Below are 20052 nucleotides of genomic sequence, written 5' to 3'. Positions count from 1 at the left end.
TCCTAAAGCAGCGGTTTCAAAATAAGATTAAACCAGTATATGATTTGATCCCGCATTCCGATCAATGGACCAAAAACAAACTGTCCTAGCGGCGTAATCACGAATATGAGAAAAATAATGATCCCATATTGTTCGAATTGCGTCATTTTCGCCCGGATACGGGGACTGACGACGTCCTCAATAATACGATACCCATCCAGCGGCGGAAGTGGCAATAGGTTAAATAGGAACAAAATGACATTCAAGTTAATAAAGATTAAGAAAAAATTATCGACGCCCGGCTCAAAGCGCATGAGCGACTCCCCGCCAAATTTCTGAAGAAGCACGTACACGAAAAAGCCTAGAAACGCCAACACCAAGTTACTTAATGGGCCAGCAATCGAGACGCAGATTCCTGCTAAGCGCGGTTTTTTAAAATGGTATCGATTCACCGGCACAGGTTTCGCCCAGCCAAACCCAGCGACAAAGATTAAAATCGTCCCGAATATATCGAGATGCTTCAGTGGATTTAGCGTGAGTCTCCCTTGGTTCTTAGCTGTCGGGTCTCCGAAACGATACGCAACATATGCATGCGCCAGCTCGTGCATCGTAAATGCAACAACAAGCGTAATAGCGACATATGGAATAAGTTCTAATGGATACACAAGAAATTGGTCCAAAGGCATGAATCCCTCTTTCTTTCTATACAATGATTTACTCCATTCAGTATACTATAAGAAGTCCCTTAAACTAAAGGGAAGCGTAGCACGAAAAGGAAAAAGGAGGTTTTCGCATTGCCGATTGTCACCGTTCAAATGCTAGAAGGAAGAACAGACGAGCAGAAAAGAGCTCTTGTGGAGAAAGTCACTGATGCTGTTGTTGAAACAACAGGCGCAGGTGCAGAAAAAGTCTCTGTCATTATTGAAGAAATGAAAAAAGAACACTATGCCGTAGCAGGAAAACGCATCAGCGACCTGTAAGCATAAAAAAGGACAAGCACATAGGTGTTTGTCCTTTTGTCTCTTATTTTATCTGTACCACGCTTTGTTACGGTTCACTTGATTTTTATGAGCCGCATCAAAGAAATCGACTGTGTAGGAATAATCATAGTTCATTAAGCAGACAATGCCGCTGCCTTGAGGGTCATGCGGTAAGCCAAAGTTATGACCGTATTCATGCGTAGCCGCTTTTGCGGTGTTCGCTGTTCCTTGATCAAGGTTAACGGCGAATGCACTTCCGCTCGGTGCACTATTGTATACATAAGCGATTCCGCCCGCATCAAAGTTTGGATTTGCTGTAAATCCAGTGACAAAATCGTATCCTCTGCCATCAAAGCTGCGCGAAAGGTTAGATAAAATTTGCTCTGCATTTGATCCTGAAGACGTCCAAGATCCTACGGCTTGTACGACAAAGTCCACATCATGATCACGGTTAAAGGTCACGTCCGCTTGCTCAATGATGCTGACAATCCGCGTCTGCCAGTCACTATATTTCGCACGATACTGCGCATCTGCTACAGCATAGACCGTTACTTTCTGACTGCCTGTACTTGCCTTTGTTGAAATAGAATCTCCTGTATTCGCCTTAAAGGTTCTAGAGCCTACCTGCTTACCAGACTCATCTAATACCTTTGTTTTCACATCTCGTTCAATTGGAGGTGCTTTCGTCAAATCTTTAAAATCGTTTGCCTTTGGCAACCCCTCACTAATATGTGTTTCGAACGGCGCATGACCATGATCATGCCCATGACCAGCACTCGCGACTGGTGCTGAAGCTGAACTTACTCCCGGTAACAAACTACCTACCAATAAAAATGACAAAAAGACTGAACGCTTTTTCATTCCTATCCCTCCTTTGATTTTCACAAGGTTATATATTCACTGAAAATTCACCATTTTCCTTCTATTCAGTCAAAAACAGGGAATTGGATACACAGAAAAAAAGTCGAAATACGTCATATTCACTAATTTTTCGGATATTTCAGCACACATTTCATCGGAAAATAGCGCTTTTGGTCTGGGTCTTACAAAACAAAAAAAGCCCTAAATGCTGGGCTTTTGCGAAACTAGTTCAATTCCTTCAATTGTTCAATATAAGCAAGAGCATCCTCAAATTCTTCGTCCGTATAGCGCTGCTTGCTTTTAATAGTGAAGACCTTTTCCTTTACCTCATCTTCTGGCAGGTCATCAAAGTATAAAATTGTGGAGACGAGCTCTAGGAAACGAGACGACTGCTCGTTCATCTGCTGCGTCAGTACTTTGAGGTCAGGCATGTCCACTTCACACTGATCGAGAAACTCTTTCCCATTGTCCGTCAGCGAATAGCGATATTGATAGTATCCGCCCTTTTTTTCCTTCATTTCGTCCAAGAATCCAAGGTTGCACAGCTCTTCAATTCTGAGTGTCAACTCCTCTGAATAGGGGCCATAAAAATGAAAATCGTATTTCTCATAAAAAGGCAAATCTAGCTTTTTTGCTATGTAAATCATCTTTTGCAGCTTCTTCCGTCCAACGATTTCCCCTGATTCAGAGAATACCTTCATCAACTTTGCATGCTCTTTCAACAAATTCCCGACATCTCCTTTTTCAGTACTTCCTTATCCCAATCCAAGCAGCTTCATGATCGCCTTCTTTTCTTCAGCTTTTTCCGACATATCTACAATTAAGTCCATCGGGAAATAAAGTTTATGATCGGTTCTTCGTTTACCGGAAATGGCGTCAACAATATCTGACTGTCTCGACAGCTCTTTAATATGACCACTTTGCGTCAAAAGGTGGATCGGCAGTCTCTCTTCTTCCTCCCCTGGTCTGTAGAAGTCGTAGGGCAAGTCAGAGGAAGAGTCGACGACTAAATAATAGTCAGGATCAATGCCTGCCTCCTTGAACAAGGCGGTCAGCTTGAAATATTTAGTCATTTCTTCATTCGGATTAAACTCTGTATATTGGAACAATCGGCGGTTCATAAAACGGCGGCACAAATCAGCCAGCACGTGATCTTCTTCGTCTTCCCACGCCTGAAAATAAAATAAGACAATGGATTCATCCAGCTTAATATAGTCCTCTGTGGTGACATTCCCCTCAAAGATCGAATAAAAATGAACAGGGGCATGTGTGAAAATATAGCCCGTTTCATGCAGCTCTTTTGCACGATGGAGAATTTTCGTTAAAATGACTTCCGCACTGCGTGTCACTGGGTGGAAATAAACTTGCCAGTACATTTGATAGCGGCTCATAATATAATCCTCGACCGCATGCATCCCGCTCTGCTTCATCACAATCTGATCTTCTCTCGGACGCATCACGCGCAAAATACGTTCCATATCAAAATGGCCGTAGCTGACGCCTGTATAGTAGGCATCACGCTGCAAATAGTCCATACGGTCGGCATCAATTTGACTTGAGATCAAACTGACCACCTGCTTGTTTTGATACGTTTTGGCAATCACTTCTGCCACATGCTTCGGGAAATCATCACTAACCCGGCGAAGCACTTCATTGACTTCGGTTTGCCCTAAAATAATATCTCTTGTAAACGATTCATGGTCTAAGTGGAAGACCTTTTCAAAGGAATGAGAAAATGGACCATGTCCGAGGTCATGAAGCAAGGCTGCACTCAGTACCAGCTCGCGTTCTCCCTCATCCCATTCCGGCCGACCTTTGAATACATCATCCACAATCCGTCTCACAATCTCGTATACACCGAGTGAATGATTGAAACGGCTGTGTTCTGCACCATGAAACGTCAAGTAAGTGGTTCCTAGCTGTTTAATTCGTCGCAGGCGCTGAAATTCTCTTGTTCCTATTAAATCCCATATTAATGCGTCCCGTACGTGAACATAACGGTGCACAGGATCTTTAAATACCTTTTCCTCAGATAATTTCCCTTTTGGATACGCCATCGTTTCGTCCCTCTTTTTTTAAGACGTGTTTCTATTATATCGGGTAACTTTCCCCGAAAACATCCTTGAATTTGCTGGTGAATGTGTTCTCAAAGATTGCACGGACGTAAAAAGCCCGACCTGACAGGGACGGACCTCTTTTTAGGTCGACTGAACACATTCAGTGACATTTATTTGACTTTTTTTTGAACCTTTTCGAGTAACTCATCTTCTGTTGGTGCGGATAATGGGCGATTGTTTACAAACGCAAAAGCCTTTTTTCGTCCTGGACCACAATAGGATTGACAGCCAATCTCAATTTTTGCATCAGGGTCAACCGATTTGAGTCGAGGCAGCAACGTCTTTAGGTTCGTCGCATCACAATCGTCACATACGCGAAACTCATTAGCCATGGTCTTACGCTTCCTTTCAATGATGAACTTCATTCTATATGAAACAGTTGGACAACCAAGAGTCATAATATACCACCCAACATTGTACATCGAAGCGGCTGGACTTGCAAGACGCATTGTAACCGCCGATACGCGCTTACATAAAAGCTAGTATTTTCCACTATCCTTTTAGCAAACTTGTATAAACTTTCTTGAACTTGGCTAATCTAATACCATCAAATCATATGGGGGTTTAAACATGTCAAAACAAAGACAAGATGCTTGGTCAGAGGAAGATGATCTCCTTTTGGCAGAAACCGTCTTACGTCACGTCAGAGAAGGCAGCACACAGCTGAATGCGTTTGAAGAAGTAGGAGACAAGCTGAACCGTACCTCAGCGGCATGCGGTTTTAGATGGAATGCTGTTGTGAGGCATCAATATGAAAAAGCGTTAGCCCTTGCCAAAAAGCAGCGAAAACAACGGATGCGCGCACTCGGCAATGGCCAGCCTGCAAAGAAACGATTACTCTATCAGCCGCAAGTAGAAGAAACGGTCACGCAAGAGGAATTCTCACAGGAGCTGGAACCAGCGCAGGAAGAAACGTTTGCACCAGCATCTGAAACAGCCGAGCAGCTCCAGTTTGTGGATCAAAGCTACAATGAAGAGTTAGCTAGTTTATCACATTTATTGTCACAGGCTTCTCATGTCGTAGAGAAAAAGCCAGAAGCCAACCCTTTTAGGCAGCAACAGGATTTAACCATCGAAGATGTCATTGATTTCTTGCGCCGCTATGAAGGCGATGGACAGCAATCATCTGCCTTACGCATGGAAAACAGCCGGTTAAAACGAGAAAATAACGAACTTTCACATAAAGTCACGCAGCTAGAAGCGGAAGTAAAAAAGCTTGAAAAGGATCAGCTCACCATTCAAGAAGATTATGAAACACTTGTCAAAATCATGAACCGTGCAAGAAAACTAGTTTTGTTTGAAGAGGACGACACTGCCGCTCCAACCTTTAAAATGGACCGGAACGGCAACCTCGAAAAAATGGCAGAATAACAAAAAGTGCTCCCCATCTACGGGAAGCACTTTTTTAAATGCCCAAAAATAGCATCACACTAAAAAGGACATTAATCAAAAAGACGAACATAAAAATATACCTGACTTGTCTCACCTGAAAATCACCAAATATAAAAAGATAAAGACCTGCGATGCCAAGTGTCAGTACAGGCTGAAGAAACGGCACCAAAAGCGAAATGCCGTAGCCGGCTCCCATGATGACAGGAAGCCATAGTAAATAGAGGTAACCGCCGTTTTTGGATTTCACCAGAACCCTTCCTTTCTTTTTACGAAAACACCTTTTCATTCCGCTCAATCATCCGCGTCATGTTTTTCTCAAATTCCAGTTGTTCTTCTGCGTTCAGTCCTGACGCTGTCAGCTGATCACTGAGCTTTTGAAGCTCTTCTAGTAAAAGACGCATAAGAAGCGCGCAATCAATTGGTTCTCCAGTTAATTCTGATAAAGACGCCATCGTATCTGGCTGTATATCAGGAAATACGGCCTTCACTTCTTCTCGTTTGTCTTTTAAGGCGGCGTCATAAAAACAGCGGATCAAGTCGGCACGTTCCCGCCCGCTTCCATCTGCACACAAATAAATTTGCACAGCGACTCCACCGCGTAATCTACGCTGAGAAATGCCTGCAAATTTCTTTCCATTGATGCTTAGATCGTAGCTGCCCGGACAATAAGAGCCGACAATCTCATAAGCTTCAATGTCCACCTCATACTTAGACAGCATCCGGCGGACCAATTCCACCATCGCATCATACCCGCGGTCAATATCAATGCCCTTCTTTTGTTCTGCAAAGATTAATGACACATTCAAGACACCTTCATCCAGCACCACAGCAAGGCCGCCTGAATTGCGTACAATGACGCGATAGCCCTCTTCCTCAAGCAGTTTCACGCCATCTTGCAGAAATGGAAGTCTTGTATCCTGAATCCCAAGCACAATCGTATTGTGATGTACCCAAGAACGCGCTGTCGCTGGTGAGAGACCCTTCCCAACCGACGCACAAAGCGTATCATCCATCGCAAAGGATTGCTTCGGGTCCACATAAAGACCGAGGCTCGATTGATCTATGATTCGCCATTTCGGCTGTGTCAGTAACTCAATAGGTTCATTTTTCATGTCCTGCATATCCTCTCGTTCATAAACTGTGTTTATTATAACATGGGATGAATGGAGGGAGAATGAGAGAGATATCATCAAAATAGCTCCATGACATTTGGCGTCACAGAGCGTTTCAGTTGGATGATTTGGTTTTACTTTTCAGTGATTCATGCATTCAAGCAGTGTGATCATTCAATGATACATCCCTCACTCACCCATTTCAGCAAGTTTCCAGTCATCAACTCAGCATGCTGAGGGTCCATTACACCAGCATCAACAATCCATACCTTTTTCTTCTTCAACCAGCCGCATGAGAAGTACTTGTCCGCCGCCATCGTCGCCAATCGCCACATAGCCGCTTGCATATTGCTGGACTTCCCACGTTGCATTGCGTTCCGTAATGTCTACAGTGCCGTATAGTAGGACATCGCCGCCAACGGAACATCCATTTGTCTGTTTCAGCAAGTTCTTATAAGCATCGGGCAGCACCATGTTTAGTTGGGATTCTGCCTCTTTGATGTGTTTGTCACTTGCTGGTTCGTTCATGTGCAGATGTGGGATTTGAGGTAAATTGATCATGTTGAAGAGCCTCCTCTATTTTAAGCTGCTGATTTTTCCATCACCCTTTTATACAAACGAAGGAGCATTTTTAAAAGAAAATAGAAAATGACCACATCAAGTATAAAACCCAACCATAGAAATTCAAAAGTATGATGTCCGTGCAGGACTAGCCAATCAATAGGGAAACCTCGATAATCAGCATCTGAGAAACAAACTCCTCTCATCAAAGCTGTTCCCATAACAATAAGAATACTGATACTTAATAACCAATTGGATGTTTTTATTTTTTCTAGTCTGTACACCCTTTCTATACAAAATTTGTAGATTATATCCTACCAATTAGTTAGTTTTTGTTCTTAAAAATTCTATGCTAATTCTATCAACTTTTATTTCAACAGTTTTATTCATTAATTCAGGGAAATCGATGAAATACTCATCTTCGTCAGTAAAAATTAAACCCGCATCAATTTTATCCTCTTTTAGCAAACCTCTTAAATAATATTCATATCCCGAATCAATACGTTCAATCTCTTTCTTCTCTATCGGAATTTCATGAATAGTAAGCTCGTCTAATATAGTAAATCCTATTGAAACTGGATAACTTTTTCCTACTTCAATTTCATACGGACAAACATCAGCAAATCCTGTAAATTCTATTCCATTAATCTCAATTGTTGTTTCCTCCTCAATCTGAGGATCGAGTCTTTTAACAAAACAGTCGTATACCATAATAGCCCTCACTCTCTACTCTGATGGATTGATGACTGGAATATTTTCACCATTTATTGTCTTCCATATCTTTTTTCCACTTTGGGTATGGTAAGTCGTAATTTCATTTTTATGATTTGTACCTACAAATTCAAACTTAGCCTTACCACTTTTATTATTACCCATAAATTTGACATACCCTGTCCTTATTTCACCTTTATATTGATACTTAACTTTGATGCCACTATTAATGACCACTTTTGCACCTTCAAGGTACTCGTTAGCATTTCTATATAGTCCTGAGAACTCTTTTCCATGTTTATCAAAATGCCCTTCTAATTTAGCACGATCCGCAAAAGCTGAAGGCAGCTTTTTTATATCCTTAGCCGTCTTTTCAACCCTCTTCACCGCATTCTTCCCTTGATCTATCTTAAAAACATATTTCCCAACCTTCACTATTTTCGTGATTGGGATAATAGAAGCTGCGGACAGAGCTTGGTCTGTGCTGCTGATGTTTTGGCTGGTTTCGGGGTCTTTGCCGGTGAAGGCTCGATAACCGTCGTAGATTCCGCTGTATTCTAGGATGATGTTTTCGGTGGTTGAGACGACTTCACCGTCTAATATGCGTTTGGCGTTTCCGCAGCTGCGGATTTGATTTTTTCTGTATCAGTTCCTTCAAAATATCCAATCACTTTATCGATTTGTATTGTGCCATCATAAAACTAACTTAGATAGAAAAAAGATGAGCGACATCTCTGTAAACTCACCTTTTCTATCACTTATTCTCATTTATTTTGAAAAGAATCTGGTCTGTCCAACTCATATTAGAGGTTTATTTAACGATACATTCAGGTGAAAATTTCACAAAAACAGAGTTTGAACCATCATCCATCATTCTTTTCAATTCCTTACCTAATGAATAATTAGAATTTGGTTCTGTTTGCAATATACAAACAATATTTCCACCCTCCCCTTGAGTTAGGCAGGTTAATTGTAAATATTCATTGTTATCATAAATAAAAGAAACGATGTAATCATAGAAATTATCTTCTATGTTGTCCTTATTTATTTCCTCCTTAAAAACTCTGATTATAGTTCCAGCCCAAATTCGAGTATCGTCTTCAATTTCACGAACAGATATCCAATCATTCCCAATCATTTCTATTACATCCTCTCTACTTAATTTTTAAATTATGACCACCAGATGCATCAGCAGGTTTAGTTTGTTTGAAATCAAAATCAACTTCTCCTTGATGCTTCCCCTTGTTATTTGTTTTTTCAAAACGACCATGCTGCGTATCTACTGAATATAAATCTCCAGTTTTAGGGTCTTTATATACATCCCTACTATTAATCTTACTTAATTTTGAATCTTTTATTAAGCCATTACTTTTAGCAACTTCTTGTACTTTTATTTTTACAGCTGCAACGCGCTCTGCTGGAGGCAATTTCACTAACGACTTTTCAAAATCTTTAGCCCCATTCCTCGCACTTCCAGCACTCTTCTCAACCCTCTTAGCTACCTTCTCCCCTTTAATAATTTTAAAAACATATTTCCCCACTTTAACAATGTTGGCACTTGGAACCATGTACACCCCGGATACTAAACGATCCATATCAGCGACTTTATCACCTGTTACAGGATCTCTTCCTGTAATCGCTCGAATGGCGTCGTTTATTCCTGTAAATTCAACCGCTGTATTTAAGATGTTTTGGGGTTGATCGCCTGTTTTTACATCTGACATCGGTTTAACGCTCTCAATTGTTACTTTGTTCTTTTCAGATATTCGTAACCGATACAGCATTCCGTCTCGCATGACCTCAACCGTTTTGGCATTTTCGAAGTTGATCTTTTTGTACTCATTTATATGATATACTTTTCCATTTAAGGTCACGGTCGTTTGATTGATTTTACTAGACGGCTTTTCGTGGACAACCGTCTCCACATTCGCCCGTTCTTTCTCACTCAGTTTCTTCAGCATGATCATCATCGGATTGTCTTTCGGGTTATCTATTTTGTCATTCAATCCACTGATGGTGCTGCTCACTTTTTCTTCTTTTCCATCTTTGAAAATAGACCCCTTTTGATAGGTGGTGATATCGATTTTTGGGCCGGTGAACATGGTGCTCAAGGTGTTTATGTATTGTTTTATTGTTTGAAGGGAGCTTTTTGTTTCTTGTAAAGCGCTTGTCTGCTCTCTGTCAAATGCATGAAGCAGGCCAATGGTTCTTGAGGTCTCGAGCCATGCTTTTTGATAGTTTTGCTGAAAAGCTGATTCTTCTACATTTGGCAAATGAACAATATGACCAATTCTGCCGATGGCATGGTTTACATCCGTTACAATCTCAGATATCGTGCGCTCCGCTTTTTTTAGTCCTTGATCTAGTTCGTGTTCAATAAATGATTGTGAGATCAAGCCGTGCTGATTTGATTCAAGCGCATGAAGCGCCTGTTTTGTGCTTTTCAGCGCAGTGCTGTATTCCTCAATGACGACCTGAAAAAATTGCAGGAAGGGAATATGACATTCTGTATAAAAGGTGCGGATGGCTTGTCCCGCCTCTCCCTTTAGTGCACCATCGAGTGAAATGATATGATGAATTTGTTTTTCTAAAGAGCTGATTTGTTGTGACTGCTGCTTTAATATATTCAGCGTTTGGTCAATTCCGTTTATTAGCGCAAAGACGTCAAGGGTTTTCATTGCGTTCTCCTTTATTTTCTTTTACTGCTGGAGGCAAGCGCCTTGTCCGTTTCAATCATGGTGTTCACCGCTTGTTCTGTTTGTACAAGCTGTTTCTGAAGAATGCCTATGTAGGATGTACTTAATTCGTTCAACTGTTGGTTGATTTTTTCTAATGTGTCTGCTGCCAGGAGCTGGTTTCTCCCTTTGATGGTTGTTGGAAGTTTTGCATTCATTTGAGCGCCTGATTGTTTGGCCTGTTGTAAAACTCGATTGATTTCACTGGCATCTATTTTGATTTCTCTACTCATGTGACTTCCCTCTTTTTTCTTCCAATTGTTTCTGCTTTTCTTTCTCTATTTTTCTTTCAACAGAATGAATCTCATGTTCTAACGAATGGATCTCCGATTTTAGGTCACTGATTTTCTCATCAATTCGATTCACTAAATTGGTCAGCTGTACACTTTTTATCTCTTGACTGGCGGATGCCATCTCGTCTCGAATGTCATCAAACGTATCTGCAAGACGGCCAAACCATGTATGTGATGTCAGATCAGGATGAGTGATTTTCTTGTTAGCATCTGCCAGAACCGATTTTGCTTCTTTTATTTCTTTTCGACACATGTTGAGTTCGATGATTTGTTCTTTTTTTATGGATATGTCTGCCTTTAACGAATACAAGGCTGTTGTATAACCGATGACAGCTCCAGACATCGTCAAACACCTCTATTCCTCAAATAGTCCTCCGTTATGTTACCATTTCCTAGCACAAGAGGCATATGATTGAAAACGAATTCAACGAAAAATGAATCGTAGGTATTGGGTTTTTATACCTATTTCACACGCGCAAAAAAAGCTAGCTTCGTGTGAAAACGAAACTAGCTTTTTTGATCGTTACTATTATCGTGCTTGAGCTGCTGTGATAAGCGCAAGGTTGTAAACGTCTTCGGCATTACAGCCTCTTGAAAGATCGTTTACTGGCTGGTTTAAGCCTTGTAAGATTGGACCTACAGCTTCAAAGTTACCTAAGCGCTGTGCAATTTTGTAGCCGATGTTTCCAGCTTCTAGGCTAGGGAAAACAAATACGCTCGCATCACCTTTGATGACGGAATCTGGCGCTTTTTTCGCTGCTACTGAAGGAACGAAAGCTGCATCGAATTGAAATTCTCCATCAAGTACAAGCTCAGGTGCCTTTTCTTTTGCAATGCGAACTGCTTCAGATACTTTTTCTGTTTCGTCTGATTTTGCTGAGCCTTTTGTAGAGAAGCTAAGCATTGCCACACGTGGTTCGATGTCAAACATTTTGGCTGTGTTTGCACTTTCGATCGCAATTTCAGCTAGATCTTGGCTGTCTGGTGCAATGTTGATCGCACAATCAGCAAACACATATTGCTCTTCGCCGCGAGCCATGATGAAGACGCCAGATGTTTTCTTTACGCCTTCTTTTGTTTTAATGATTTGAAGTGCTGGGCGCACTGTGTCAGCAGTTGAGTGTGCTGCACCGCTCACAAGTCCGTCTGCAAGACCTTTGTACACAAGCATTGTACCGAAGTAGTTTTCATCTAGTAATGCTTTTCTTGCCTGCTCTTCTGTTGCTTTGCCTTTACGTCTTTCTACGAAAGCTTGTACAAGCTCTTCAAAACCTTCATATGTATGAGGATCATACACGTCAACACCATCAAGTGTAAGACCTAATTCTTTTGCTTTTGCTTCAACTTCTTGTTTTTTACCTACAACAATTGGCTGCAATACTTTGCCATCTGCTAGTTTTTGAACGGCTGTTAGAATGCGTTCGTCCATTCCCTCAGGAAAAACGATCTTTACTCCTTTACCTGCAACCTTTTCCTGAACTGTTGAAAAAATATCTGCCACTTATATACCCTCCTTGATTTTACAAAAAAAGCGTTCTCTTTTAAGCATACTCTTCTTCTACATAAATTCAAACTACCAACTTACATTATAGCGCTTACAAATTAAATTCTTATTTTTCAAACTAATTTAATCAATTTCCATAATAGCTGTTTTCGTCGTTCAAGTTTTGATCACATCTTCATTTGGACAAACTATGTTATAGTTGGAACAGATGGAAAACTGTAAATAGGAGTGAAATAAATGAGCGAACAACATACAACCAATGAAGCAGCTCAAACACTAGACGGCTGGTATGCACTGCATGATTTTAGAACCTTTGACTGGACAGCTTGGAAGCTGCTGACAAGTGATGAGCGCCAAGCGATTCTTCATGAGTTCACAGGTCTATTAGAAAAATGGAAAACAGCTGAGCACGATAAGGCGGGAAGCCAAACAATCTATAGTATTGTCGGCCAAAAAGCAGATATTATGCTCATGATTTTGCGTCCAACCATGGAAGAACTGGGTGAAATTGAACTTGAATTCAATAAAACACGACTAGCAGAGTTTACAATCCCAGCTTATTCGTACGTTTCAGTTGTGGAACTCAGCAACTACTTAGCTGGAGGCGGAGATGGCGGAGATCCTTACGAGAACCCGCATGTACGTGCGCGTCTATACCCAGAGCTCCCTTCTTCTCAATACGTGTGCTTCTATCCAATGGATAAAAGACGTTCTGGCAATGACAACTGGTACATGCTCTCCATGGATGAGCGTAAATCACTCATGAGAAGCCACGGCTTAATTGGCCGCAGCTATGCTGGGAAAGTAAAGCAGATCATTACAGGCTCCGTCGGTTTTGATGATTATGAGTGGGGCGTCACTCTTTTCGCTGACGATGTGCTTCAATTTAAAAAATTGGTTTATGAAATGCGCTTTGATGAAGTCAGTGCACGCTACGGCGAATTTGGTTCCTTCTTTGTCGGAAACCGATTAGCAAACGAGCAGCTGGCGTCTTATTTTCATGTATGATAAACTCTTAAGGCTTCGGATCTTTCCGAAGCCTTTTTATGTATTTTTTTTAGAAAGGTGATCACATCATGAAAAACTTCCCCATCGCTATTTTCGCTTTAACGCTCGGTGCGTTTTCGATTGGCATGACTGAATTTGTCATTATGGGACTTTTGCCAAACGTCGCAAATGATCTCCATGTATCTATTTCTGCTTCAGGGCAGCTGATTACTGGATATGCACTTGGTGTCGCAGTTGGCGGACCTATTATAACATTATCAACTGGGAAAATGTCGAGGAAACGTCTTCTCATTCTATTAATGATCCTGTTCGTGGCGGGAAATGCTGTTGCCGCTGTATCGACCACTTACGGTCTATTAATGGCCTCACGTATTTTGACGTCATTTGCTCATGGAACCTTCTTTGGCGTCGGAGCCATAATGGCTGCGCGGCTTGTGCCTAAGGAGAAAAGTGCAAGTGCGATCAGCTTCATGTTTACAGGACTGACGGTCGCCAATGTACTGGGTGTGCCGTTTGGTACCTTCATCGGAAATCAATTTGGCTGGCGTATGTCGTTTCTTGTCATTGCCGTCATTGGTCTCATTTCCTTAATCGGTATCATCAGCTTAGTACCCAATCAATCGAAGGAAGACGTACTGGATATTCGAAATGAAGTGTCTGTTTTGAAAAAGCCACAGGTACTCGTTTCTTTTGCAATGACGATCTTTGGTTTTGCAGGTGTGTTTACCGCCTTTACGTATATCAGCCCGATCCTGCTGCAAGTGACTGGTTTTCAGGAAAATGGGGTGACGCTCATCCTTGTTCTCTTCGGGCTTGGGGTCACTATTGGAAATTTAGTTGGCGGAAAGCTTGCCGATTGGAAGCTGATGCCGAGTATTATGGTGACACTGATCCTGCTGATGGCTGTCCTGTTATTGTTTACAATCACTTCCGAATTCAAAGTACCTGCTGTGCTGACCATTTTTGTTTGGGGAATCATTTCATTTATTCTTGTTCCTACCTTGCAATACCGCACGATGAACATGGCACATGAAGCACCGACACTCGCATCGACGCTTAGTCATTCTGCCTTTAATATTGGGAATGCTGGCGGTGCAGCGCTTGGCGGTCTCGCCATCGAACTTACACATTTACAGCTTGTTCCGTTATTTGCTGCAGCTGTAACCTTCATTGGGCTCATCATCACGATCATGAGCTATCAGTCAGATAGACGAACAAAAAGGACCTGAGTTAGGTCCTTTTAGCGTGCAGACAAATCCTCGCATTCGTTGTCAGGTCCTTTTTTATTTCATCACGGTCATTTCTGGCTCTTCTATTTGTTTCACACGTTCCTGAACTGGATGGGAAAAGGAGTGCTCGGATAAGACGATATGAGATACGGTTTTTGTAAACCCAGACACTGCCTGAATAAAGGCTTCAATTTCTTCAAGAGAAGCGACTGACAGCTTAATGAAAAAGCATGACTGTCCTGCCACTCGATAAGCAAAAAAAGCGCGTGGGTGCTGATTCATAAAAGCCACAAAACGTTGATACTCCCCGTTTAGCACTGTGACTTCCAGCAGGCAGTCAATCATAAGCCCTAATTTTTTATAATTGATCTGAACCGAATACCCTTCGATAATCCCTGCATCCTCTAATTTACGCACTCTTTCTGCTACCGCAGGTGCGGATAAATTGACTCGTTTGGACAATTCCCTCATAGACAAGCGGGCATCTTCTTTCAATTCATTTAAAATATGCACATCAACATCGGTGATTTTCATTCGTACCTCTCCTATCCGAAAGTCGTTCCATTTGAAAAGTATTTTATGATAATACTTATGATTCGAAATGTAAAATAAAACTAAATAATGGTAGAATTTATTTTAACGGAATTGAATGAAAAAGCAAGTATGGAGGGATCACCTGATGAAAGAATCTTTAGACAGCAAGGCTTCTAAAACGTTTCCCATCACACTTGCCATCGCGCTCACACTTGGCGTCTTTGCGGCGGGATCGGAAGAACTGGTGATTTCACCACTGCTGCCTGATTTATCAAACTCCTTTCAGCACTCTCTTGATATTCTCGCCCTTTCCATCAGCATTTATGGGTTAGCTGTGCTGGTTGGAGCCCCGCTGCTCGTTCCTTTAGGGGACCGGTATTCAAGGGAACTGTGTTTGATCATCGGGCTTTCTTTCTTTTTGATTGGAACCGTGATGTGTGCGGCTGCCCCGAATTTGGCAGTGTTTTTTGCTGGCCGTGCCATTTCTGGGCTGGCGACCGGTGTATTTGTGCCAACAGCCTATGCTCTTGTAGGCGACCGGGTTCCTTACGAATATCGAGGCAAGGTGATGGGACTCATTGTGTCGAGCTGGTCTCTTTCTCTTGTCCTTGGTGTACCAATTGGCGCCTTTATCGGTCAGAGTTTGAACTGGCGCTGGACATTTTGGATCTTCGCCATCATGAGTCTCGTTGTCCTGCTGCTCGTCATCCTTGAATCACGCAAACAAACCGCCACAGCGAATACAGGAACACCTCAAGCTAGGGAGAAAACTGCCTCTTTATGGGGAGCTTTGAAAATTGATCGTGTCCCCGCCTATTTGACCGTGACATTTTGTAATATGCTGGGATTTTATGGCATGTACTCGTTCTTAGGAGCTTATCTGCAAAGTCTGTTTTCTGGAGGGCAATCGACCGCGGGACTTCTGATCATGGCTTACGGCGTCGGCTTTTCCATGAGTGTATTTACAGGGAAATTAGCAGACTGGTTTGGCAAAACACGTACTCTTTTCTTTGTGCTGGGCGGCATTACGCTCGTTCTCGCCTTACTTCCTTATGCACCTTTCTCATGGACATTGCTGATTTTTGCCCTATTTATTTGGGGTGCCATGCAAAGTTTATCTGTCACGCTTTTGAGCACTGTCCTAAGCGACTGCTCCCAAACCCACCGAGGCAAAGTGATGGCTTTTTACAGCCTTGCGTCCAATCTTGCCGTTATGCTTGGTTCCGCTCTTATGGGACCTGTCTATGTCCATTTCGGCTATCATACGGTAGGGCTTGTATGTGCACTCATTACGCTTGTTGGTTTTCTCATTAGCTTCGCCAGCTATAAACGTGAACGAACCTTACAGCAGAAACATAAAAACACATTTGAAACGTAAGCTCATTTCACTGCACATCTCGGTATGTGCAGTTTTTTAGATCAATTTTTAATATCATCATAAAATACATTTTTTATAAATTTTGTTGACAATTGCCAATTTTATTTTTTATAATCTAGTAAAAATTTGAAAAAGATTGGATGGTAAACATGATCTTAAAGAATGATGTTTTTCATTTCAAAGAAGAGCCCATCGTTTCACCTAAGATGTTTACAGTCAATACACTAGGCCCTGAGGGGACAAGCAGTGAATATGCAGCAAAACATTTCATCTCTCATTCCACCACTACACTCGGCACTCATACGAAACTATCCCTTTACGACACGTTCGAAACTTGCATTGAACATACTCTCTCTAACGCACTCCAATACACTCTCGTTCCACACGCATACGAAGGAATCAAACACTTCTACATGAGACCTGACCTGCAGCTTTTACAAATTTTCAGATGTGACACACCCATGTATGGTTTGGCTGTCAGACCAGATTTCCCATTTCAAGAACAAATGCTCCACCATTTAAAAATTGTCTCTCACCCTGCACCTGTCAATTTGATTCAATATTTCATTCACCAAAATGCTGAATTTGAGCTAGTCAATTCGACAAGTACTGCCGCAAAAAAAGTAAGAGACGGCGAATTTGATTTCGCTTTAACTAATGAGGTAGCCAGAGCCACATACGGCCTCACCTTCATTCGAACGTTTAAAAGCATCCCAATGAGCTGGTCCATATTCGGAAAAGGAGAGATATAATATGCAAACTGAACAAAAGACGCAAGAACGATATTTTCCTCAAGCCAAAAAAGTAGAATGGGAGAATGGTGTCACACAATATTCCACGGTCAGAGGTGATACGGAAGTGTTAATTTCATACGTCCCTCCTCACACGATCATAGAACCTCACGAGCATCCCGAAGCACAAATCGGCATCGTATTAAAAGGCGAGCTTCAAATGACGGTCGGCCCATCGACCCAATTGCTCACCCCTTTAGAATCAGCCTATATCGCACCACCTTTTGTCCCTCACGGCGCATCTAACCTGACAGATGAGGAAGCGATCGCCATTGATATTAAGAGATTAAAAGATGGCGAGGAATATACGGCTCCTCCTACTTATTTCTTAGATATTTTCAAAACACGGGATTTACTCCCTGGCATGGAAGTCACCTTTTTTGTTGAGGATTGGATGGAGCTCATGATTGCCAACATTCCTGGAAATGGCGGTGAAATGCCTTTTCATAAACACCGCAATGAACAAATCGGCATTTGCATCAGCGGAGGTTATGATATGACCATTGAAGGCTTTACAGAGAAAATGGCATTTGGCACCACTTATTTCTGTGATCCAAAGGAAGATCATGGTGCGATAAATCCAAAGCCGGAAGCATCAAAGTCTATTAATCTCTTCTTCCCTCCCCGCTATAATCGGTTGAAGCCAAAAGCGTCTAAGGTGAAGAAATGAACCTCGACGGAAAAGTCGTCCTGATTACAGGAGGTGCATCAGGGATTGGGCTTGCCGCAGTCAAGCTTTTCCTTAAGCATGGAGCAAAAGTAGCAGTGGCTGACATCAATGAACAGAGCGGCAAACAACTCGTCGAATCATTGCCGCACGAGCATCTTGCGTTTTTCAAAACAGATATTACGAATGAGTCTGACTGTCAAAAAACCGTTCAGTTCGTGCTGAACCGTTTTGGAACAATTGATGTTTTGATTAACAATGCAGGCATCGAAATTGTCTCCCCCGTTCACGAGATGACGCTGGAGGATTGGAACCACATTGTACAGGTCAACCTGACGGGTGTATTTCTTATGAGTAAGCATGCATTGCCGCATATGCTTGAAAAGAAAAGCGGAAGTATTATCAATACAGGATCTGTCGGGGGTCTTGTCGGCTGGCCTGACATCCCTGCATATAACGCAACAAAGGGCGGTGTCATCCAGCTAACCAAATCCATGGCGGTCGACTATGCCGCCCATCAAATCAGGGTGAACTGTATCGCCCCGGGCATTATTGATACGCCATTAAATGAAAAATCCTTTTTAGACAATCATTCAGAAAGTCTTGAGGTTGTCAAAAAAGAAAAAGCAAAGGTGAACCCATTACTTCGTCTCGGAAAACCCGAAGAAATTGCGGGCGTCATGCTGTTTCTCGCCTCTGATCTATCCAGTTATATGACTGGAAGTGTTGTCACAGCAGATGGCGGTTACACCGCTAGATAAAAAGGAGTGCTTTCATTGAGTAAAAAAACCGTACTTGTCATTGCTGATCTGGGAGGATGCCCGCCCCATATGTTTTACGAAAGCGTGGCTGCATCGTATCATATCGTTTCTTATATCCCGAGACCCTTTGCTATTACAAAGGGACACGCTGAGCTAATCGAAAAATACTCCATTGCCGTCATCAAAGATCGAGATTATTTTGACACAAACCCTTCTTTTGAACACCCAAATTCTATTTACTGGGCACATGACGATTATCTGAAATCCGAGGAAGAGGTGGTGGACGACCTAGTTCGTGTGGCTTCCTTTTTCAAAGCGGATGCGATCACCACCAATAATGAATTATTCATTGCACCAATGGCAAAAGCAGCTGAGCGTCTTGGACTGCGCGGCGCTGGGGTAAAGGCAGCTGAATTAGCGCGTGATAAAAGTCAAATGAGGGCTGCATTCAACGCGGCTGGGGTCAAAGCAGTAAAAACTCAGCCTGTCACTACTTTAGCTGATTTCCAGCAAGCCATTGAACATATCGGGACACCGCTTATTTTAAAGCCTACATATTTAGCAAGCTCCATTGGCGTGACCCTTTTTCATGACCGAGCTGGCAGTGATGATCTCTTTTTAAACGTACAATCCTATTTGCAAACCATTCCCGTTCCAAACGCTGTGACGTATGAAGCTCCGTTTGTCGCTGAAACATACTTAGAGGGTGCTTACGAGGATTGGTATCAAGAGGACGGCTACGCTGATTATGTCAGTGTTGAAGGGTTAGTCGTTGAGGGTGAATATATCCCTTTTGTCATTCATGATAAGACCCCTCAAATCGGTTTTACAGAAACGGCTCATATTACTCCGTCGATCCTAGACAATGAAGCCCAGCAACTCATCATTGAGGCAGCAAAGAAGGCAAATGAAGGGCTGGGTCTTGAAAACTGTGCCACTCATACAGAAATCAAGCTCATGAAAAATCGAGAAACCGGATTAATCGAATCAGCAGCTAGATTTGCTGGCTGGAATATGATTCCGAATATCAAAAAGGTCTTTGGGGTAGATATGGCCAAGCTGTTGATTGATGTATTAGTCGATGGAAAAAAGGCTGATTTGCCAAAAGAACTGCTTTCTGGACATACGCATTATTTAGCAGACTGTCATTTATACCCTCAGCACTTCAAAGAGAGCGGACACATTCCGCCTGAGGTCACACATATCACCATTGATCATGTTCATATTCCGCAGGACACTTTAGTTGGAGATACTGTCATCATCAGTGAATCCGTCCCACCTAAAGGAACCTTTGTGGATCTATCTTTATTCGAAGCATTTAATGGCATCGTGTCTCTTGAATTAAAAGGGTCGTCTTCTCAGGATGTTGCCGCATCCATCCGTAACATTCAGAAGCAGGCAACCATTCAGTTAATGGATGAACTAGTGAAGGGATAGAA

25 protein-coding genes and 1 pseudogene are annotated in these 20052 nt (G+C 42.2%); 9 read left to right on the top strand and 17 right to left on the bottom strand.

All coding sequences use genetic code 11. The annotated features are described in order from the left end of the window. Window positions 1-2 precede the first annotated feature (2 nt). Window positions 3-659, bottom strand: a complete 657-nt coding sequence (locus ACP7A0_RS16735; protein WP_252067798.1) for a site-2 protease family protein — start codon at window positions 657-659, stop codon at window positions 3-5. A gap of 114 nt (window positions 660-773) precedes the next feature. On the opposite strand from ACP7A0_RS16735, the gene ACP7A0_RS16730 reads away from it, so the two are divergent. Beyond that, on the top strand, window positions 774-959 hold the full coding sequence (locus tag ACP7A0_RS16730; protein WP_012011601.1) for a 2-hydroxymuconate tautomerase: 186 nt from the start codon (window positions 774-776) through the stop codon (window positions 957-959). Between the two features lie 48 nt (window positions 960-1007). Here ACP7A0_RS16730 and ACP7A0_RS16725 read toward each other — a convergent pair whose 3' ends face one another. The 4 genes from ACP7A0_RS16725 to ACP7A0_RS16710 all read right to left on the bottom strand — a co-directional run bounded on the left by ACP7A0_RS16725 (window position 1008) and on the right by ACP7A0_RS16710 (window position 4269). After that, a complete protein-coding gene (locus tag ACP7A0_RS16725; RefSeq protein ID WP_034660335.1) occupies window positions 1008-1820 on the bottom strand; it encodes a zinc-dependent metalloprotease in 813 nt (270 codons plus the stop codon). A gap of 224 nt (window positions 1821-2044) precedes the next feature. Next, window positions 2045-2545, bottom strand: a complete 501-nt coding sequence (locus ACP7A0_RS16720; protein ID WP_034660337.1) for a YwgA family protein — start codon at window positions 2543-2545, stop codon at window positions 2045-2047. Between the two features lie 30 nt (window positions 2546-2575). Then, window positions 2576-3877, bottom strand: coding sequence for an HD domain-containing protein (locus ACP7A0_RS16715; protein ID WP_007497716.1), 1302 nt, complete (start codon window positions 3875-3877; stop codon window positions 2576-2578). A 170-nt stretch (window positions 3878-4047) separates the two neighbouring features. Further along, window positions 4048-4269 carry a DUF1450 domain-containing protein gene (locus tag ACP7A0_RS16710; protein ID WP_003215259.1) on the bottom strand — a complete coding sequence of 74 codons (222 nt, stop codon included), beginning with the start codon at window positions 4267-4269 and terminating at the stop codon, window positions 4048-4050. Window positions 4270-4507: 238 nt separating this feature from the next. Between ACP7A0_RS16710 and ACP7A0_RS16705 the strand changes: the two genes are divergently transcribed. Continuing rightward, window positions 4508-5308: an RsfA family transcriptional regulator gene (locus ACP7A0_RS16705; RefSeq protein ID WP_034660339.1), complete on the top strand. Its 801-nt coding sequence runs from the start codon at window positions 4508-4510 to the stop codon at window positions 5306-5308. 34 nt (window positions 5309-5342) lie between these two features. On the opposite strand, the gene ACP7A0_RS16700 is transcribed toward ACP7A0_RS16705, so the two are convergent. From ACP7A0_RS16700 to pta, 11 genes and pseudogenes are all read right to left on the bottom strand, one after another. Further along, a complete protein-coding gene (locus tag ACP7A0_RS16700; protein WP_034660341.1) occupies window positions 5343-5576 on the bottom strand; it encodes a DUF5970 family protein in 234 nt (77 codons plus the stop codon). A gap of 19 nt (window positions 5577-5595) precedes the next feature. Continuing rightward, window positions 5596-6441 (bottom strand): lipoate--protein ligase family protein, encoded by an 846-nt coding sequence (locus ACP7A0_RS16695; protein WP_375566507.1) that lies wholly within the window; start codon window positions 6439-6441, stop codon window positions 5596-5598. Window positions 6442-6696: 255 nt separating this feature from the next. Next, window positions 6697-7002 carry an SMI1/KNR4 family protein gene (locus tag ACP7A0_RS16690; protein ID WP_375566509.1) on the bottom strand — a complete coding sequence of 102 codons (306 nt, stop codon included), beginning with the start codon at window positions 7000-7002 and terminating at the stop codon, window positions 6697-6699. 321 nt (window positions 7003-7323) lie between these two features. Beyond that, a complete protein-coding gene (locus tag ACP7A0_RS16685) occupies window positions 7324-7713 on the bottom strand; it encodes a hypothetical protein (RefSeq protein ID WP_342689280.1) in 390 nt (129 codons plus the stop codon). 15 nt (window positions 7714-7728) lie between these two features. Continuing rightward, window positions 7729-8100 (bottom strand): hypothetical protein, encoded by a 372-nt coding sequence (locus ACP7A0_RS16680; RefSeq protein ID WP_375566511.1) that lies wholly within the window; start codon window positions 8098-8100, stop codon window positions 7729-7731. A gap of 39 nt (window positions 8101-8139) precedes the next feature. Next, window positions 8140-8316: pseudogene (locus ACP7A0_RS16675) on the bottom strand (pre-toxin TG domain-containing protein); the annotation flags it as partial. A 208-nt stretch (window positions 8317-8524) separates the two neighbouring features. Further along, complete coding sequence (locus tag ACP7A0_RS16670) at window positions 8525-8851, bottom strand: hypothetical protein (RefSeq protein ID WP_034660349.1); 327 nt, start codon at window positions 8849-8851, stop codon at window positions 8525-8527. A gap of 16 nt (window positions 8852-8867) precedes the next feature. Beyond that, complete coding sequence (locus ACP7A0_RS16665; protein WP_342689282.1) at window positions 8868-10391, bottom strand: T7SS effector LXG polymorphic toxin; 1524 nt, start codon at window positions 10389-10391, stop codon at window positions 8868-8870. A gap of 11 nt (window positions 10392-10402) precedes the next feature. Next, window positions 10403-10681, bottom strand: a complete 279-nt coding sequence (locus tag ACP7A0_RS16660) for a YwqI/YxiC family protein (protein ID WP_106030627.1) — start codon at window positions 10679-10681, stop codon at window positions 10403-10405. Continuing rightward, entirely contained in the window at window positions 10674-11084 is a 411-nt protein-coding gene (locus ACP7A0_RS16655; protein WP_187704219.1) for a YwqH-like family protein, read from the bottom strand. The genes ACP7A0_RS16660 and ACP7A0_RS16655 overlap by 8 nt, the downstream gene beginning before the upstream one ends. A gap of 186 nt (window positions 11085-11270) precedes the next feature. Further along, window positions 11271-12242 (bottom strand): phosphate acetyltransferase, encoded by a 972-nt coding sequence (pta, locus tag ACP7A0_RS16650; RefSeq protein ID WP_034660357.1) that lies wholly within the window; start codon window positions 12240-12242, stop codon window positions 11271-11273. Between the two features lie 240 nt (window positions 12243-12482). On the opposite strand from pta, the gene hemQ reads away from it, so the two are divergent. Both hemQ and ACP7A0_RS16640 read left to right on the top strand, forming a co-directional pair. Next, complete coding sequence (hemQ, locus tag ACP7A0_RS16645) at window positions 12483-13253, top strand: hydrogen peroxide-dependent heme synthase (protein WP_034660358.1); 771 nt, start codon at window positions 12483-12485, stop codon at window positions 13251-13253. A gap of 68 nt (window positions 13254-13321) precedes the next feature. Further along, window positions 13322-14482 (top strand): MFS transporter, encoded by a 1161-nt coding sequence (locus tag ACP7A0_RS16640; RefSeq protein WP_375566514.1) that lies wholly within the window; start codon window positions 13322-13324, stop codon window positions 14480-14482. 54 nt (window positions 14483-14536) lie between these two features. On the opposite strand, the gene ACP7A0_RS16635 is transcribed toward ACP7A0_RS16640, so the two are convergent. After that, complete coding sequence (locus ACP7A0_RS16635) at window positions 14537-15016, bottom strand: Lrp/AsnC family transcriptional regulator (RefSeq protein ID WP_375566515.1); 480 nt, start codon at window positions 15014-15016, stop codon at window positions 14537-14539. 145 nt (window positions 15017-15161) lie between these two features. Between ACP7A0_RS16635 and ACP7A0_RS16630 the strand changes: the two genes are divergently transcribed. From ACP7A0_RS16630 to ACP7A0_RS16610, 5 genes are all read left to right on the top strand, one after another. Beyond that, on the top strand, window positions 15162-16394 hold the full coding sequence (locus ACP7A0_RS16630; protein ID WP_106038959.1) for an MFS transporter: 1233 nt from the start codon (window positions 15162-15164) through the stop codon (window positions 16392-16394). 149 nt (window positions 16395-16543) lie between these two features. Next, the gene (locus tag ACP7A0_RS16625) at window positions 16544-17146 is read left to right on the top strand and encodes a bacilysin biosynthesis protein BacA (RefSeq protein WP_060597521.1); all 603 of its coding nucleotides are present in this window, start codon (window positions 16544-16546) and stop codon (window positions 17144-17146) included. Between the two features lies 1 nt (window position 17147). Beyond that, window positions 17148-17855 carry a cupin domain-containing protein gene (locus ACP7A0_RS16620; protein WP_106038958.1) on the top strand — a complete coding sequence of 236 codons (708 nt, stop codon included), beginning with the start codon at window positions 17148-17150 and terminating at the stop codon, window positions 17853-17855. Further along, on the top strand, window positions 17852-18613 hold the full coding sequence (locus ACP7A0_RS16615; RefSeq protein WP_426005802.1) for an SDR family NAD(P)-dependent oxidoreductase: 762 nt from the start codon (window positions 17852-17854) through the stop codon (window positions 18611-18613). The genes ACP7A0_RS16620 and ACP7A0_RS16615 overlap by 4 nt, the downstream gene beginning before the upstream one ends. A gap of 15 nt (window positions 18614-18628) precedes the next feature. After that, on the top strand, window positions 18629-20050 hold the full coding sequence (locus tag ACP7A0_RS16610) for an ATP-grasp domain-containing protein (protein ID WP_106072984.1): 1422 nt from the start codon (window positions 18629-18631) through the stop codon (window positions 20048-20050). Window positions 20051-20052 lie beyond the last annotated feature (2 nt).

It is taken from the genome of Bacillus sp. DWP3-1 (assembly GCF_049896565.1).
Lineage (GTDB): Bacteria > Bacillota > Bacilli > Bacillales > Bacillaceae > Bacillus.
This window is presented reverse-complemented; position numbering and strand designations above follow the sequence as displayed.